Source organism: Neorhodopirellula pilleata, from assembly GCF_007859915.1.
GTDB lineage: Bacteria > Planctomycetota > Planctomycetia > Pirellulales > Pirellulaceae > Rhodopirellula > Rhodopirellula pilleata.
In genome coordinates, this window is sequence record NZ_SJPM01000001.1 from 1,233,539 (window position 1) to 1,250,901 (window position 17,363).

General features: G+C 55.2%; 12 protein-coding genes. 7 read left to right on the plus strand and 5 right to left on the minus strand.

Going from position 1 to position 17,363, the window contains the following annotated elements; all coding sequences use genetic code 11:
• Positions 1-149 precede the first annotated feature (149 nt).
• Positions 150-1,574 (minus strand): class II fumarate hydratase, encoded by a 1,425-nt coding sequence (locus Pla100_RS03955; RefSeq protein ID WP_146576301.1) that lies wholly within the window; start codon positions 1,572-1,574, stop codon positions 150-152.
• A 313-nt stretch (positions 1,575-1,887) separates the two neighbouring features.
• Complete coding sequence (locus Pla100_RS03960; protein ID WP_231602664.1) at positions 1,888-2,388, minus strand: hypothetical protein; 501 nt, start codon at positions 2,386-2,388, stop codon at positions 1,888-1,890.
• 168 nt (positions 2,389-2,556) lie between these two features.
• Here Pla100_RS03960 and Pla100_RS03965 point away from each other — a divergent pair, with 168 nt between their 5' ends.
• The 4 genes from Pla100_RS03965 (at position 2,557) to Pla100_RS03980 (ending at position 9,218) form a co-directional block, all read left to right on the plus strand.
• On the plus strand, positions 2,557-3,762 hold the full coding sequence (locus Pla100_RS03965) for a glycosyltransferase (RefSeq protein WP_231602666.1): 1,206 nt from the start codon (positions 2,557-2,559) through the stop codon (positions 3,760-3,762).
• A gap of 95 nt (positions 3,763-3,857) precedes the next feature.
• Positions 3,858-5,606, plus strand: a complete 1,749-nt coding sequence (locus Pla100_RS03970) for a hypothetical protein (protein ID WP_146576303.1) — start codon at positions 3,858-3,860, stop codon at positions 5,604-5,606.
• 112 nt (positions 5,607-5,718) lie between these two features.
• Positions 5,719-7,866 carry a DUF1592 domain-containing protein gene (locus tag Pla100_RS03975; protein WP_231602668.1) on the plus strand — a complete coding sequence of 716 codons (2,148 nt, stop codon included), beginning with the start codon at positions 5,719-5,721 and terminating at the stop codon, positions 7,864-7,866.
• Positions 7,863-9,218 carry a DUF1552 domain-containing protein gene (locus tag Pla100_RS03980; RefSeq protein ID WP_146576304.1) on the plus strand — a complete coding sequence of 452 codons (1,356 nt, stop codon included), beginning with the start codon at positions 7,863-7,865 and terminating at the stop codon, positions 9,216-9,218. Before Pla100_RS03975 ends, Pla100_RS03980 begins: the two co-directional genes overlap by 4 nt.
• A gap of 53 nt (positions 9,219-9,271) precedes the next feature.
• On the opposite strand, the gene rph is transcribed toward Pla100_RS03980, so the two are convergent.
• Positions 9,272-10,015 carry a ribonuclease PH gene (gene rph, locus Pla100_RS03985; RefSeq protein WP_146576305.1) on the minus strand — a complete coding sequence of 248 codons (744 nt, stop codon included), beginning with the start codon at positions 10,013-10,015 and terminating at the stop codon, positions 9,272-9,274.
• A gap of 14 nt (positions 10,016-10,029) precedes the next feature.
• Entirely contained in the window at positions 10,030-11,316 is a 1,287-nt protein-coding gene (locus tag Pla100_RS03990) for an NRAMP family divalent metal transporter (RefSeq protein ID WP_146576306.1), read from the minus strand.
• A gap of 51 nt (positions 11,317-11,367) precedes the next feature.
• On the opposite strand from Pla100_RS03990, the gene Pla100_RS03995 reads away from it, so the two are divergent.
• Together Pla100_RS03995 and Pla100_RS04000 are read left to right on the plus strand one after the other, a co-directional pair.
• The gene (locus tag Pla100_RS03995) at positions 11,368-12,129 is read left to right on the plus strand and encodes a glucosamine-6-phosphate deaminase (protein WP_146576307.1); all 762 of its coding nucleotides are present in this window, start codon (positions 11,368-11,370) and stop codon (positions 12,127-12,129) included.
• Positions 12,126-13,064 (plus strand): N-acetylglucosamine-6-phosphate deacetylase, encoded by a 939-nt coding sequence (locus Pla100_RS04000; protein ID WP_146576308.1) that lies wholly within the window; start codon positions 12,126-12,128, stop codon positions 13,062-13,064. The genes Pla100_RS03995 and Pla100_RS04000 overlap by 4 nt, the downstream gene beginning before the upstream one ends.
• A 57-nt stretch (positions 13,065-13,121) precedes the next feature.
• Here Pla100_RS04000 and Pla100_RS04005 read toward each other — a convergent pair whose 3' ends face one another.
• On the minus strand, positions 13,122-15,653 hold the full coding sequence (locus tag Pla100_RS04005; protein WP_146576309.1) for a trypsin-like peptidase domain-containing protein: 2,532 nt from the start codon (positions 15,651-15,653) through the stop codon (positions 13,122-13,124).
• Between the two features lie 348 nt (positions 15,654-16,001).
• On the opposite strand from Pla100_RS04005, the gene Pla100_RS04010 reads away from it, so the two are divergent.
• Positions 16,002-17,186 carry a WD40 repeat domain-containing protein gene (locus tag Pla100_RS04010; RefSeq protein ID WP_231602669.1) on the plus strand — a complete coding sequence of 395 codons (1,185 nt, stop codon included), beginning with the start codon at positions 16,002-16,004 and terminating at the stop codon, positions 17,184-17,186.
• Positions 17,187-17,363 lie beyond the last annotated feature (177 nt).

A 17,363-nucleotide genomic window follows, 5' to 3' on the forward strand; every position in this document is an offset into this window, starting at 1 on the left:
GCGCCGAACCACCCTCCCAAGGCTCCGGGCTGACCCAGAAAACCTCGAGTGAAAGTCACTCGAGGTTTTTTCGTGCCCACGCAGATGTTTTGAAAAAGACTCCTCGTGTTGTCAAACGCCATGAACCTAATGCTGGCTAGCGCAGTACACTACGCTTGCGGTTCGGTCATCTTCCACGGGTCGAGCGCTTCGGCAAGTTGATCAGCAGGAAGGATGCCTTTCTGCTCGCACAACTCGCGGATCGTTTGCCCCGTCTTGAAGGCTTCTTTGGCCAGCGCCGCGGCTTGTTCGTATCCGATCAACGGGTTCAAACTCGTACACATCGACAAGCTCTTTTCGACGGCCGCATTGCAGGCTTCTTCGTTCGGTTCCATTCCGTCCAGACAGAACTCAACAAACGCCCCACAGCCGCCGTCGAGCAATGCGATCGATTCCAAGATCGTGTGCGCCATCACGGGCATCATGATGTTCAATTGGAAATTTCCACCGCACCCGCCGCTGATCGTCATGCAACCGTCGTTGCCGATCACACGAGCGGCGATCTGCATCAGCGATTCGCACATCACCGGGTTGACCTTTCCCGGCATAATCGAACTGCCCGGTTGCCGCGTCGGCAACTTGATTTCGTAGTAGCCGCAACGGGGACCGCTGCCCAACCACCGAATGTTGTTGGCCAATCCCAAGAGCGTCTGCGCGATGCATTTGAGTTGACCGTGAGCCTCGACCAGTCCATCGCGATTGGCGTTGCCTTCGAAATGATTGGCGGCTTCGACGAACGCGATCCCCGTCTGTTCGGCTAAATGGGCCGCGACACGTCCGCCAAATTCAGGATGCGTGTTGATACCCGAACCGACCGCCGTGCCACCAACGGGCAACTCGAGAACGGCGTCACGGGCTCGTTCGGCTCGAACGATCGACATCTCCAACTGGCGAGCAAACCCGCCGAACTCCTGGCCCAGACGCAGAGGCGTCGCGTCCATTAAGTGCGTGCGACCGATCTTGATGATTTTGTCCCACGCGGCGGCCTTTTCGACGAGCGACGCGTGCATCCGCCGAAGCGTGGGGATCAAGCGATGCTCGATCTCAACCGCAGTGGCGACATGAATCGCGGTGGGAAACGTGTCGTTGGTGCTCTGCCCCATGTTGACGTGATCGTTGGGGTGGATCGGCTTGGCCTCCGCCAGACGGTCCCCGCCGACGATCTCGATGGCGCGATTGCTCAGCACCTCGTTGACGTTCATGTTGCTGCTCGTCCCGCTGCCGGTTTGAAACACATCGACGGGAAACTGATCGCTCATTTGACCGTCGGCGACTTCTTGGCATGCTGTCAACATGGCTTGGACCTGCTCGTCGCTGAGCGGATTTTTGCCCGAACCGGTCAGTTTTCCCAAATCACGATTCGCGATGCCGCAGGCCAATTTGACCCGGCCCATCGCCGAAATCATCGATGGAGGAAGACGCCAACCGCTGACCGGAAAATTTTCGATCGCGCGTTGGGTTTGGGCACCGTAATAGGCATCGGCGGGAACGTGAACTTCGCCCATCGAGTCACGTTCAGTTCGGGTCGGGGTCATCGCTGGCTATCGATTTGCATGGAGAAACGGGAAGGTTAACTTCCCCAACATGCTAGCCAATTCAGCGACGCTCTCGTAGCCAGGGTCGCGTAGGCTGGGTGAAGGAGGGCTTTGACGACGAACACCCGGCATCGGGCACGGTGGCTGTTGGCTGTTGGCTGTTGGCTGTTGGCTGTTGGCGGTTGGCGGTTGGCGGTTGGCCAAAACCTAATTGCTAATTGCTAATTGCTAATTGCTAATTGCTAATCGCTAATTGCTAATCGCTAATCGCCACCACCCTGCCGGGTCTCCGCCGAAGCGGCTGCGACCCAGCTTACTTTTGGGATCCGATCAAATTGGCCTGAGCGAGTTGGACTTCGGTGGCGACGAAGGGATTGGTTTGGACCTTGCCGGGCGTGAAGGCATTGGCGACCTGCTGCGTTTGCCCACCGTTGGAGGCGTTCGAAACCGTCTCATCACTCGACGTGGATGCCGAGGGCACCGAATCGGATCGGCAGATAAAGGGGTTGCCGACCGGGCCGGAGTAATGGCGTGACCGCACGCCCGAAGCCCCCGGTTGACCGTGGTAACCTGCCGGGGCCGTCACTTGGGGCGGGGCCGCGAACGGGCTGATTCCGTAGGGACGGTAATGGCGGGTGCCGTAGTAGACCGGCGGATTGACGGAAAAATACGGCGGAGTCGCGACGCTGGACCGATACTGAATCCCGTAAGGTTGATAGAAACCGAACGGCTGAAAACCATACAATCCGGGCCCTTGAGCGTAGGAAGCACTTCCAAACGCCAGACTCGCCAAGGCGAACAGAGCGAGCGTCACCCAACGGTTCGAAATCGAGCGAGAGTTTTGGAAAAGAGAAGCCGATGCGCATTTCATGGTGAGACTGCTTTTGTTGATAGACTAGGTGCGGGCATCCCCATGCCGACTCCACGTTAGTCACGACCTACAATCCTCGCAAATAAAACTATTGGCCGTTTTCGCACTTCTTTGCCGTCTTTTTCCTCCGCCAACTTGACTCTTGCCATTTCGTCCTCGTCGCCCGAACCGATATCGACACCACCGGCACGTGCTCTTCGCATCGGCTGTGTCATCCATTCGCTCAACGGCGGAGGCGCCGAACGGGTGATGGCCGGACTGGTTTCCCGATTGGCCGACCGCGGGCACGCCGTTACGTTGATCTCGCTCGATGATGGCCAGAGCGATCGGCACACCGTCTCCGAAACCGTCGCACGTCGACCACTTGATGTCATGTCGACGGTGGACCGTTGGGTCCCCACATTCCAACGGCTTGCTCGTTTACGTCGTGCGGTAGGTAGCAACGCGTTTGACGTCGTCTTGTCATTTTGCGACGCGACAAACGTGTTAGTGCTTTTGGCGACACGCGGGGATCGGTCGGCACCCCCGATCGTTGTCAGTGAACGAAGTGACCCCGCCTTTCAATCTCTCGGAAGGTTGAAAGAGTTCTTACGTAACCGGCTCTATGGCCGCGCTTCGCGCGTCGTATGCTTGAGCGACGAAGTCGCGACGACATTACATCATCGAACCGGCGTCAATCCGATCGTGATTCCCTCGGCCGTTGACCCCGTCAGCGAATCTCGCGATCTTCAATCTCGTGCGAGTCAACACGACGGCGAGCGATTGACGATCATCGCGGCGGGCCGACTCGAACACGAGAAAGGCTTCGATCGTTTACTCAACGCATTGGGGCATTTGAATCGAACCGATGGGATCGCTGACTGGCACTTGGAGATCTTAGGCGAAGGCAGTCAGCGAGACCGCTTAGTCGACTTGGCGGCGAGTCAGGGGGTCGCCGACCACGTGACGTTTCGCGGATGGGTTCGGCCGATCCAACCCAGTCTCCTGTCGTCGGATTTGTTTGTCCTGCCAAGTCGTTACGAAGGTTTTCCGTCGGCGATGCTTGAAGCGATGGCGTGCGGCGTCGCGGTCGTCGCCGTCGACGCCGGTGGCGGCGTCCGCGCGGCGATCGAACACAACGACAACGGATGGTTGGTCGAGAACAACGAGGCCGCACTCGCTGCGGGCATTGCGCATTTGGTGCGGAATCCAACGTTGCGTTCTCGATTGGCATCCAACGCATCGCGGATCAGCGATCGCTACTCGTGGGATACCATGGTCGACGCGTACGAACAAGTGCTCGTCGATGCTTATAGAAAATCGCCTACGGCGCGATAATAAGAGCCTACCCAAAATTGCGGTCGACAAAACAAAGAGGCTCGTAGGCCGACAACAACTAAAACACCGAGATTATTGATGATCGGATTTTGCTCATGGATCTGGTAACATCCTATCACCACTCCATTCTTGTGCCGCTTTTTGATGCGTTAGGGTCTGGTCGGAACACGATCTGGCAAGTTGCCTCCGTGATACTGTTCGGTTGGATGGCGTTTCTTTCCCTCGAGAAATACGCGCCGAAGAGACACTCTCGTTGGCTCTCCTCGGACTGGCACTACTGGCTTGCAATGATTGCCACGATTCTGATCGTTCGAAGCGCCTCTTGGACTTTCGGCGAAAGCAATGTTGACGAGTCAGAGTGGATGGCGGGTGCGATCAAGCTCAAAGACGGATATGCATTATGGGGAAATCATGATGCTCATACCAGCGGTCCGCTCATTGCTCAGACTCTTTATTTCTGGGACTTGGTTTTCGGAAACTTGAATTATGGAACAGCCAAGCTATTGACTTGCCTGATTTGGACGGCAACTTGTGGTTTCACATACCTGACAATATCTCGAATGAGCGGAAGCCGAATCGCGAGGGTCTCTACAACTCCGCTTGTGTGGTGCATCGCTGCGCTACAATCAACTGATTTTGTGGGATACAACGGGGAACACCTACCCATATTGGTTCTTTCCGTTTCGACTTGGATCATGGCCAGCATTCATGATCGACTTCGAGAGCATGGAAGGGTTCATCCAGGGGCGCTGATTGCATTAGGCGCAGCACTTGGCTTGCTTCCATTGACAAAACTACAAGCTGTCCCGATGGGGGTATTCCTTGGGGTAAGCGGGCTCTTCCTTCTCCGTTCGAACAGCGGATGGAAAACCCTGCTTTTGGCAGCCGCCTCACCTACACTGCTGTGGTTCGCTTATTTACTCGCAACCGATCAAGTGAAAGATTTTTCGACCTCATATGTTCTTGAGAACTTCAGCCACGCAACGAGTCGCTCTTCGCTTTCGATGCTAGAGAGAGTCATCTATTTTCCGAGGGCTTGGCTCGGCTTGTTAGATGGCCGCTGGTTTGTTGTTGCAAGTCTTGGTTCGATATCCTTCGGGATTCTATATCGAATTCAAAACTTCCGAGATTTCGTGTTCGTGAGTGACTTTAAAATCGCATTATGGGCGATGTCCTACGTGCTCGTCGCGTGTTACTGCGTGATTCAAACGGGATCTTTCTATAAACACTATTATCTTTTCTTACTTCATCCGCTAGCGATCGCTTCCGCGGCAGTTCATACTTTCATTTTGAATTCTCTCGCCGACCGCAGGGGCGCGATCTTAGCCGTCTTTTACGTTTTGATGTGCTATGCAAGTTCGCTACTGCCAATCTATCGAGGAAATCTGTTTTTAAAAGATTTTTCTTTCATTCAGTCGCAACAATCGAACCTTTCGGAAGTCTCTCGTGAAATCAATCGTATTGCGGACAAAGGGACTAAGTTGGCTGTATGGGGTTGGATGCCCAGGATCTATGTTGAAACAGGATTACCGATGGCAACCAAAGTCGCCCATACTTTCAACGTTTCAACACCCGGTCCGAATCAAGCCTATTTCGTCGGACGTTATGCTGATTCCCTGATGAGCCATGACAAGGTTATTTTCGTAGACACCACCGGCAGTTTTGACTGTGATTTCTTGCCAGCAGAGTCTCATTCGCATCGACAAACACCGCCAATCAAACGCATTATCGATCGCGAGTTCACTTTTGTTGGGCAATGGAGAGGTTGTGCGGTCTATCACAAAGACGCTGCGAATACAATTTCGGTTAGTGACGACGCGGTTTCTCTTCAAGACTCCAAATAGCGGGTCTGACGGGCGGTTGGCAAGCAACTCGCTCTGAATGAATGCTTGGCGAGTGGAGATGGGTTACAATGGAACGTCCCGCCTCGCTCCCGCCCATCCAACCCGCCGCCTCATGAGAAAACCGAAACCTTGCCGCCGTGCCCGTTGGTGCTCGTCCGGTGACGAAGCCCTGTCTGATTTCACGCTGTTGTTGTCAGCAGTTTTGGGGATGTTCTTCACCACCACCCTTAGCTGCGCAGATGATGCATGGCAACGCACTTTGGCGTCGGCGTTGGAACACCACTGTGTCCATTGTCACGGACAAGACGGCCACGCCGAAAGCGACGTGAACTTGGTTTCGATGGATGCCGAGACGCTTTCAACCCAAGTCGAGTTGGTTCAACAGTTGATCGATGTATTGGATCAACACGAGATGCCGCCCGCAGATGAACCGGATCTGAATTCTGATGTGCGACGATCTCTGGTCGAAGGGCTGAAGACAATTCGCGACCAGTCGGCAGCGCCGCGAAGTTACGTCAAGACTCCGATTCGAAGAATGAATCGTTTTCAGTACAACAACGCAGTGCAAGATCTGTTTGAACTTCGGTGCATTGTCTTCACGCTTCCCGAACGCATGATGCGAGCCCACCGAGGATACTTCGATCCGTCAACGGGAAAGATGCCCGACGTCGTCTACGTCGGTAGCCGACCGTTGGGAAAGTCACAAATGATCGAACCGCGCCTTGAGGGTGTCGCCGCCTTTCCTCAAGACTTGCGAGCCGAACATGGGTTCGACAATCGAGGTGACCACCTTTCGCTTTCGCCGCTATTGATGCAGTCGTTTTTGAACCTCGGAGATTCGATCACCGATAGTCGTGATTTTAATTCGATCAACGTCGGTATTTGGAATTCCTTCTTCCGATCGCCCAAGGTGCGTCTGGAGCGTGAACCATTGCGGGCCGAGATCCAGGCTCGCGTCAATCCGTTTCTTCGCCGCGCGTTTCGTGGCCGCGTGGACACCCCAACGAGTGATCGCTACGTCGGCTTTGCATTGTCGCAAATGGATCAGGGTGCTGATTTCACCGAGGCAATGAAACGGGTAGCCGCCGCCGCGCTCGCGTCACCTCGATTCTTGTATCTCTACGATACCAATCACGGAGCAAACGAACTCAACAATCAAGATGGCCGGACGTATCGGATCGACGATCATGAATTCGCGTCGCGACTTTCTTTTTTCTTATGGGGCAGCTCGCCAGATATTGCGTTGTTGGACTTGGCCGACGCGGGGCGACTGAGCCAGCCGGACGTTGTCGACGAACAGGTCGATCGAATGTTTCGAGACAACAATCTCAAACGATTCTGTGATAGCTTTCCGTCTCAGTGGCTGCAGTTGGAACGCATCATTTCATCGGTTCCCGACCGCGAAAAGTTTGATGATTTCTATTTCGCCAAGTACCGCAAAAGCATGCACATGATGATGGAACCGCTGCTGCTTTTCGAGACCATCTTGATCGAGAATCGCCCGATTATCGAATTGATAGATCCCTCGTTCACTTATCGCAGTGGTTTGCTCGAATCTTTTTACGGTGACTTGGCAACCGTCAGCGAGAGCGACCGAACCAAGCCGAGCGGCGAGGTCGGGATAGCCACTTTCACTCGCCGGCCGATTACCGATCGACGTACCGGCGGCGTGATTACCAACGCAGCGGTGATGACGATGACATCAGGGCCTCATCGGACGCAACCGATCACCCGAGGTGCTTGGATCGCGACGGCCATTTTCAACGACCCGCCTGATCCGCCGCCGGCCGATGTACCACCGCTGGCCGAAAAGCCAGCCGCCGACGAAGCCGACATGACGCTGCGTGAGCGATTGGCGATTCATCGTCAGCGTGCGGATTGCCGCGGTTGTCACGAACAGATCGATCCGCTCGGATTCGCGTTGGAGAACTTCGATCCGGTCGGACGCTGGCGCGATCTCTATGACAATGATCGCGAAATCGACGTCAGCGGCCAATTGTTTCGCAAGCACGACTTCGTCGACGTGATTCAGTTCAAGGATGCGATCGTGGCCGAACAACGCCGTTTCGCTCGAGCGTTCACCGAACACCTGCTATCGTTCGCATTGGCCCGGTCCCTGGGGCCCGCCGATCAGATTGCGATCGAGAAGATTGTCCGGGATGCCGAACAAGATGACTATCGGATTCAAGACTTGATCAAGCACATCATTCACAGCGAACCGTTCCAAACCGCAACCTATTCTTCCGGGACATCAACATGAATTCATGGCATCGAAGAACGTTTCTCCGAGGTCTAGGCGGCAGCGTGTTGGCGTTGCCGTGGATGGAAAGTCTGGCTCGTGGTGCGACCGACAACCAAGCGATCCCGTTGCGGATGGTTCATTACTACGTCCCGATCGGCGTGGTCCGGAGGGGCTTCTTTCCAGGCGAAGCGAATGATGTGATCCCCAAAGGCAATTTGGGAAACGTGATGACTTCCTTGGGAAAACAAGATCCGTTCTACAGCGTCAAGCCGCTCGAGGAACTCACGCCGACGATGCAGCCGTTGGAACCGGTCCGTGACAAAATCAATTTGATTACCGGTATGGACCGTACGTTCCAGCAAGGAACCGACGTCCACGCCCAGTGCGCGTCGTGCTATCTCAGCAGCGCCGTGCCGTACACGATCCAAGGGACCGCATGGCCGCTTGATCGAACGCTCGATCACATCGTCGCCGATCACATCGGGCAAAACACTCCGTTCGCAACGCTCGAATTCAGTTGCAACAGCCACCACGACAACAAAGAATCCATTTACTTCGACAATATCTCGTGGTACGGCAGCGGTCATCTCGCGCCTTCAATTCGTGATCCACAAAAAATGTATCGGCGTCTGTTCTCAACGTCACAAAATGAACGTTTTCGCGACGTGACCGATCTGGTGTTGTCGGACGCACGGCAGTTGCAACAAGACCTTAGTTACGGCGACCGGCAGAAGTTTCAAGAGTACTTCGACTCCGTTCGGACGATCGAAAAGCAAATGGACCGGCTTGCCGAAATGAAATCGGAGTTAGCGAAAGTGGACTTTGATGAGCCGGCCGATGCCTATCTTCCTCGGGGTGAGTACATCCGATTGATGGGTGATTTGATGGTCGTGGCACTGCAGACCGGATTGACCAATGTGGCAACCTTCATGGTCGGCCCCGAACGTTGGGACACCCCGTACATGTTCGAGGGTTTGTTCGACAAGCCTCGGAGTCATCACCAGATGTCGCACAACCAAACCAAAATGATCGACGACTTGTTAAAAGTGGATCGCTTTCACATGGAGCAATTCGTTTACTTGATTCGACGAATGGATGGTATCCAACAAGCCGACGGATCATCGCTTTTGGACAACACATTGATGACCTATGGCAGCGGACTCGGTGACGGTTCAACGCACCAGTACAATGATCTACCGATCATTGTCGCCGGAGGATCACATCGCGTTCAGTCCGGACAACACATCAATCTTCCCGAAGGAACCCCGCTGGCAAACCTGTGGTTAACGCAGGCCAGACTGATGGGACTGCCGTTGGAGCGTTTCGCCGATAGTACCGGCACCGTCGACGCTTTGGTGGCCGAGCGATAGCTCGATCAACTAAGAAAGATATCGGTTTCGGTTAACGTCGACGTCCTGACTTTTTATTTCTCCAACGCGGCGAACTGCTTCGCGGTCAATTCGGCGATTCCTTTCTTACCCAGTGCCAACATCCGGACGAGTTGCTCGTCGCCGAATGTTGCCTCTTCGCCGGTTCCTTGAATTTCGATGAATCGTCCGTCGCCGGTCATGACGATGTTCATGTCCACATCGGCGGCTGAATCGAGTAGGTAGTCCAAGTCCAGGACCACGTCGTCGCCGATCACACCCACGCTAATCGCGGCAACACTTTTTGGCAAAACCGCTTGCGGGTCGACCGGTGGTAATGCACCGATAACGGGCATTGCAGCTAATTGTTTCACTGCCAGTGACAAGGCAATGAACCCACCCGTAATCGAAGCCGTTCGTGTGCCCCCGTCGGCCTGCAATACGTCGCAATCCACCGTGATCATTCGCTCGCCCAAAGCGTTGAGATCGATGATCGCCCGTAGGCTGCGACCGATCAAGCGTTGAATCTCTGTGGTCCGCCCGTCGACTTTGCCATCACGATCACGGCGTTTTCGAGGACTCGTGCTGCCGGGCAGCATGTTGTACTCCGCCGTCACCCAGCCCTTCCCTTTGCCTTCCATCCACGGCGGGACGCCACGCTCGATCGACGCAGTGCAAAGCACGATCGTTTTGCCGCTGCGATACAGCACGCTGGCGGGATTCGATTCAAGATAACCGCACTGGATCTGCACCTCACGGAGTTGATCGTGAGGCCGAGTCGGTTCGTTGGAAAGGGTCATGAAAGTCCTGATGTTTAATGAAGCAACGACCACAGCGTTCGAAATGAAAGCACGAACACCACCGCGGTACCGGCAACCACGCTGACGTAAAGCGTCTTGGAAATGCGATGACTTCGCAACGACCACAAGTGCCATAACAAAACGATCGCAAGAATCGGAAACGCGAGCACGGTCAGTGACTGAGCCACGACGATGAACTTAACAAGATTCATCCCCGACAACGAGGCGAGTGCCGCGATCGCAAATCCGACCAACAGTACCGCGACGGTGGCTCGACGAACCGCCGCCGAATCAAATTCACTGGGTTTGCCGATCGCGTCAACGAAGACGACCCCACCGATCAACGCATTGACCACGAACGAACTGACCGCGCCGGCGAATACGCCGACGGAGAAAATAATGCTAGCCCATTTGCCGAACAACGGTTCCATCTGCGACGCCACCGCCGTGGCACTGGTCAATTCGCTGACGTCGACCCTCCCGTGCAAGGCCGCCGCCGAGGTAATGAAAAGAATCATTGTCATGGCGGCCAACGCACCGATCCCCACGACCGCATCGAGCACACCGGTTCGCAATTCGGACGCGTCCCATCCTTTCTCGCGAACCTGGTACGTTTGAAAGAACGCACCGGCGACCGAGAACGTCGTCGCGAACAAAGCCGCAATGCCCAACCATGATATCGTCGCATTGCTTGTCGGTCCGCTCACCTCGGGCAATTGAGGAACGAGCCCGCCAGCGATTCCCGACAACGACGGGGATGCCGCCCACATGCTTGCCCCGAACGCCACCAGCATAACGCCGACCAACAAGGTCATCCCCGTCTCCAAACGGCGGTACAATCCCGTCTTGCCCGCCAATAGAATTCCGATGACAAGGACGTTGAAGAGCAATAGACCCAATACCGCTTTCCAAGGCGACACGACTGAAACGTTGGACTCGGGCATCAAACCGTCCCAAGCCATTAACATGGCGTTATTATTGGACGCTTGAAATAAAGTGATCGCGACGAGCAACGACAAACCCACCAACCAAGCCGCCGGACGCCCGAAATGAACCGCGATCTTTTGACACGGCGTTTGTCGGTCCAAAACGCCGATCGTCATTGCCGCGACGGTCATCCCCATCATCAATAAACCAGCCAACGGAACGACCCACAGCAACGCGTATCCGAACTCGCATCCGACCCGGCTAGCGTTGACGATGCTTCCCGGCCCCAATACAACGGCGGCCACGATGATCGTCGGACCCAAACGTCCTAAACGGGACCACCAGGTTCGCTCCGGTTTCGACGTTAAACTCATTCTCTTTTCTCGCTCACGTATTTTTTCAAACGTTTATTTTGAGAGTCTAACATGTTCACCATCATGACGAACGATCCGGTCGGCATGGGCCGTGTGACCGCAAACTTGGCCGCCGATCATTTGCGAACCCTGCTGCAGAATCAAGATCATGCTTACATCGTCGTCGCCACCGGTGCATCGCAATTCGAAGTCCTATCGCACTTGGTAACCATGCCCGACATCGACTGGGCACGCGTCACCGGGTTTCATCTGGATGAATACGTCGGATTGTCCGATCAACATCCGGCGTCGTTTTGTCGGTACCTTCGCGAACGCTTCGTCAGCCAAGTTCCGCTAGCTGATTTTCATTACTTGCGAGGTGATGCCGACGCCGAGCAAACGATTGCACAGACCGCCGAGATTTTACGTCGTGTTGAAATCGATCTGACACTATGCGGGATCGGCGAGAACGGCCATTTGGCCTTCAACGATCCGCCGGCCGACTTCGAAACCGATTCTGCTTACTTGATCGTCGAACTGGATCAGCCTTGTCGTCAACAACAGGTCGGCGAAGGCTGGTTCGCCAGCCTGGACGAAGTGCCCACGCACGCGATGAGCATGTCGATCCGGCAAATTCTGAAAAGCAAAAAGATCCTCTGCAGCGTGCCAGACCGACGCAAAGCCGAAGCCGTCCGATCGACCTTGGAAGACGAGATCTCCCCGATGATTCCCGCCAGCGTTCTGCGCCGACACGCTGATACCACGTTGATCATTGACCAAGCCGCCGGGGAGCGACTGTCGCCGGAAACACGGTCGGAGATGAAACAAGGATGAATCCGCCGGGCCCTTTTATCGACCTGCAGGTCAACGGTTATGCGGGATTGGACTTCAACGCCGATGAGATCACACTGGACGAAGTCGTGCGAGTCGGACAACGCCTTGCCGACGACGCGGTGGAGAAGGTGTTGGTGACCCTCATCACCGCGCCGTTGGAGACGATGATTCGGCGGATCTCGCGTTGGTGCGAGATTTTGGATCAACTCGATGGTGACGCGTCGCTGAGCCGGTTCCATGTTTTTGCCGGGTTTCACATCGAGGGGCCCTTCATCAGTCCGGTCGATGGGTACGTCGGCGCGCATCCGAGGGAGGCTGTCCGACCGGCCGGTCTGGACGCTGCCGGTCGTTTGGTCGACGCGGCTTGCGGCAGGATTCGTTTGCTCACGCTCGCCCCTGAGCAAGACACCGGCGGCGTGGTCACTCGCTGGTTAACCGATCAAGGCATCACGGTCGCGGCGGGGCACAGCGACGCGTCGTTGGATCAACTGAAAGCCTCGATCGATTCCGGCCTTCGGATGTATACCCATTTGGGCAACGGCTGCCCGGCTCAACTCCCGCGCCACGACAACATTATTCAGCGAGTGCTGCATCTATCCGATCAACTCGCGATCTCATTCATTGCCGACGGCCATCACATTCCCTGTATGTCCCTGGCTAATTACCTGCGGTGCGTCCCGTCGCGTAACGTGATCATCGTCACCGATGCAATCTCGGCGGCCGGCTTGGGACCGGGCCGTTATCCGCTCGGCGATCAGACGGTCGAGGTGGATCAAGACGGCGCGGCATGGTCCGCCGACCGCACTCATTTCGCCGGTTCGGCCGCCACGATGCCGTCGATGTATGCCACGCTGCACGACCGGCTCGGCGTCGAACAGCAGGAGTTACAACACTGGATGCGGGCCAACCCGGCTCGGATGATCGGCGACGAATAGACTTCGGCGGTTTCTATCGAAAAACGACCGGTAGTAAGGTCCGAAGTTGAGCAGGTATCACTTCAGTAGATTTCGAAGGAATTTTTGGTCGGGTTCGCACAGCAGCTGAATTTTCAACACAACTTTCGCGCCATCTCGCTTTTGCAATTGCACGTAGCCTTGCTTCGCCGCCAAGAACTTGGCTTCTGTTTTGTGCTTTCCCGAGTAGTCGGTCCAAGTCCGAAATTCGTCTATATCAGGCACTTCGTCCTGCAGAGGATTGTTTTGATTTGCTATTTTGATCGAAGCGTCGGGGTCACTCTCGGGATTGGATTCTTGAGGCTCGTATCCAGGTAATGGCGTTTTCATTTCAATCAAATGGATTTCCTGAGATTGGTCGGGCAAGACGCAAGCGATAAGGTTGTGCTGTGGACTACAAAAAAAGCGTTCATCCAACGGCAATCCGTCGTTGGCGTCCATACCCATCATATCGAGCGTTAAGTTCCCAGGCAGCACGATCGTCCTATGTACTTTCCCGTCGACGGTGCTCACTACCTCCCAGGAAAAGTCCACTGTTTGAGGTTCGTCACTTCGTGGGCGAGGACCCGACAACGATGCTTCGCGGTTGAGGCGAGCTTCTTCGGCTGTCTCGCGGGTAATGTGGCCGAGCGATAGAAAATAATCGTCGCTCGAGGTGGGTAAGTTCAGTGGACGGTCATAGAGCATGCCGAGGTCGCCAGCCAGGACCGTTCCTGAAGTACAGAGCAGTGCTCCGGTTGGGCTGACGTAAGCGTACGCCGTCTTTTCAAGCTGGTCGTAACGCCATTCTCGTCGCTGCTGCGTCATCAGATGAACGACGGGTTTACTCGTGGCCTCCATCCACATGCTCACAACATTACCTTTATCGTTCATGCGGAGTGAATATTTAGCTTTCAGAGGCATCCGATCGAGCAAGGTTGGTTGCCGTGTTTTTTCGCGTACTTGTCCCTCAAGCAAGAATGAACTGAAACGACCTGTTTTTTGATCCAGTAATAGCGTCGACAAAACTGACTGACCCGGCATTTGGGCGATTACACTAACCGGCCCGTCTGTCGAAGCCCCCCAATCTGCGAGATGGATCACCGCGTCATTGGCTAGGTCTCGTGTCCCAGAGGGGACGAGGTCCGGCAACCGGTAACGCTTTAAGTTCCGCTCCGTCCGTCCGAACGTGACAATCGTTGAACGACCAGCGACAATGATGCGATCACGGCTGTCTTCAATCCGCCCCGATTCGGTCTTCGTTTGCAGGTCGACCAGCACAATCGAGAGATCGGCTAGTTGCACGACCAGATAGCGACCATCTCCCGCTGGGATCACGCGTCTGATCGAACCCTTGAAATCGATTACCGTATCGGTGTCGGTCAACGGTCGATTCTGGGCTCCTCGCGCTGCTGCGACCGCATCGGGCTTTGTGGCGGCATTCATTAATTCGTCAATTTGATCCATATCGACGATGAGCGGGCGACTGTAGTGTTCTCGTCTGGTTGGATTGGGTAAACGAGGATCGCGTGGCATTTTCCATTGCAGAGCAATCACAGGGCCATCCCCAGGGATACGTTCGATCTTTAACGGGATGACGTTATTGAGGGTCGCGCCGGGAGTCAAAGATCCCATTGAACCGATTTTTTGGAGGCCCTCGATCGCCAGCCATCCCATATCATCGCGTTTCAATTTGATCGATGATTTGTTATCAAACCTTGCTGCGGTGAGGACGGGCGTTTGGGTGATACCTCCACCAACGTCGAAGAATGCATTGACTCCGCACTGCAACCCAAAGTCGCCTCGCTGCAGAACAACGTCACCAAATGAATGTGGCATTAATTCGACAAGCTTCCAGGCTGGGACGGCCAAACCGATTTGTGAATGGGTAACCTTCGCCACCGAAATTCCCACGAGATGTCCGTCGGCATCAATAACAGGCCCGCCGGAGTTGCCCGGGTCAATTCCGCCAGATGTTTGCAAGTACTCCGGAATTCCCTCAAGCCCACGCCGAATACTGCTCACGGTTGTTTCAGAGATGGTGACATTCGGTCGACGGCCACCGACACCGAGGATTTCGCCGAACGGAAAACCAGCCACATAGACACGCTGAGTTTCTAAAGGCACAAAGTCTCGCGACGGCTGGAGCACTGCCGGCGGTAAGAAATTCGCAACGGCCAATAAAGCGAGGTCATCTGCGGCTGAATAAGCATGCACCGTCGCAAATACGATTCTCTCTTCGGGGCTGCCCGGATTGCTAATGCATTTTAGCAGAGTATCTCTTGGGGAAAGATTAGGGTTACCGGGAGGTTCGATCGCTTCTGCGACGACGTGATGATTCGTTGCAATGAGCGTATTGTGATTATCAGACCACACAATGAACCCGCTGCCGCTAGAACGATTCTCGCCATCGTCGTACTCAATCAACACGGATGCACGTTTGACAAGGTCGAGAATTTCCGGCCTGAGTTGTGCCATCGCCGGCTTGGGCAACAGCATGCTAGCTAACAGGCACAGCGTCACTGCGGTATCGACTACTCGAGAATAGCGGATCGGCATTCGGCCACTTAACCGAAGAATTGCGAATAACATCAATCATCCTACAAATGGGCTGTCGTTACCTACCCAATAGAGTGCATTTCGATCGAACCTGCAAGCAAATACGGGACTCTGCACAAGGTGATTTGGTCAAGCTTATCTCGAAACAAGGATTATTTTCTGGAGGGCTCTCTCTGGCCTTTTCGCAGAGGTTCTCGATATGGCTTTCGGCTTCGAGTGAGGGGAACTCTCGCGTCTGTTTAATATTCCGTGGAAGTGTTAAGTCGGTCGAGTTTCACGTTGGAATCGTTTTGAGTTCATGACGAGCGGCGAAGATGCCGATCAATCCGATTGAAGCGTGCCCGCACGAAAGCGGCTCGCCCAACAATCCGGGGGGATGTTATGAAATCTACACGCACCACGTGGCGCCGAGTCTTCGCCATCGGGATGGTCATGTTCGGTTTGACCGCCACGCATCTGACCGGGATCGACTGGATGTCCGGCGTTGGAGCTAATAGCGTCGGTAGACACGACAGCGGAAATACCCTGTTGGCTCAATCGCCGCACGGCATTACCCCGATGAATTCGGCGAACTCGCAGGTCTATCAATTACCGCCGGTGGATTCGAGTGTTCGGCAAGTCGTCGTTACGGCGATGGCCGTCGATCCTCGCGGTGAGTTCTTGGCGGTCGCCGGCGACGATCACATCATTCGTATTTTGAACGCTCAGACGATGCAAATCGCTCATGTGTTGGGCGACGGCGTCAATCGTAGCGACAGCGGTGAACAACGCCCCGGGCATTTCGATTGGATCCGCACGCTGGCTTTTGATGCGTCGGGTTCCCGGTTGTGTTCGGCAGGCAATGACGGCCTATTGTTGATTTGGGACCGGCGACGTGACTTTGGCCTGATGCAAAAGATCGATTCGGCTCCGGCGCTCGCGTGCGTTCGTTTTTCGCCATCAGGCAAACAAATCGCCGCCGTCGGTTTCGATTCGCAGGTGTTTTTGATCGGTTCGGCGAGCAGCCAAATGCCGAAATTGACTTGTGATTGCGTGGATCTGCGGTGTTGCCGATATCGCGATGATGGTTCGACGCTCGCCGTCGGCGGACGCAGCGGCGCGGTCCACTTTTTCAACCCGACGACGGGCGAACTGCAACACGAACAGGGAATTCACGAGTCGCGAATTCGAGACTTCACCTTCATGCCGAATTCCAATGTTCTCGTCAGTGTTGCCGAAGACGGGACGGTCGTCCGCTACGACAGCGAACAACGCCAAATGTTAGCGAAGCGACGAATCACTTCCGGTCGTTTGTTCGCCGTCGTGGCGATCGATAGCCAGACGTTCGCGGCTGCGGGAAGCGACGACGAAATCCACTTGGTGAAATTGGTCGACGAAGACTTCGGGATGAACGTGGTGAGTACCTTCAGCGGCCACGTCGGATCAGTCGCCACGCTGGCGATGGTCAACGGAACTTTGGTCTCAGGCGGCTTTGACGCCACGATCCGGCGGTGGTCGTTGCCGGAACTGTCCTCGGGCCCCAACAAAATCGCGTTAAAGAAAACGGGCGTTAGCGGGGTGGACTGAAGCCCGAAAGTCATTGCGACTGCAGCTAAGTCCTTGAACAGCGATCCAATACGAATGATCTCGGCGGCACAGGGAGGTGCCCAACGTGAATCAGAAAATCAATCCAACGCCGCGTCGGAGCACGTTTCGAAAACGCCTTGAAAGCTGGATCGGATCGTGGTCGCCGCTCGGCTCGTC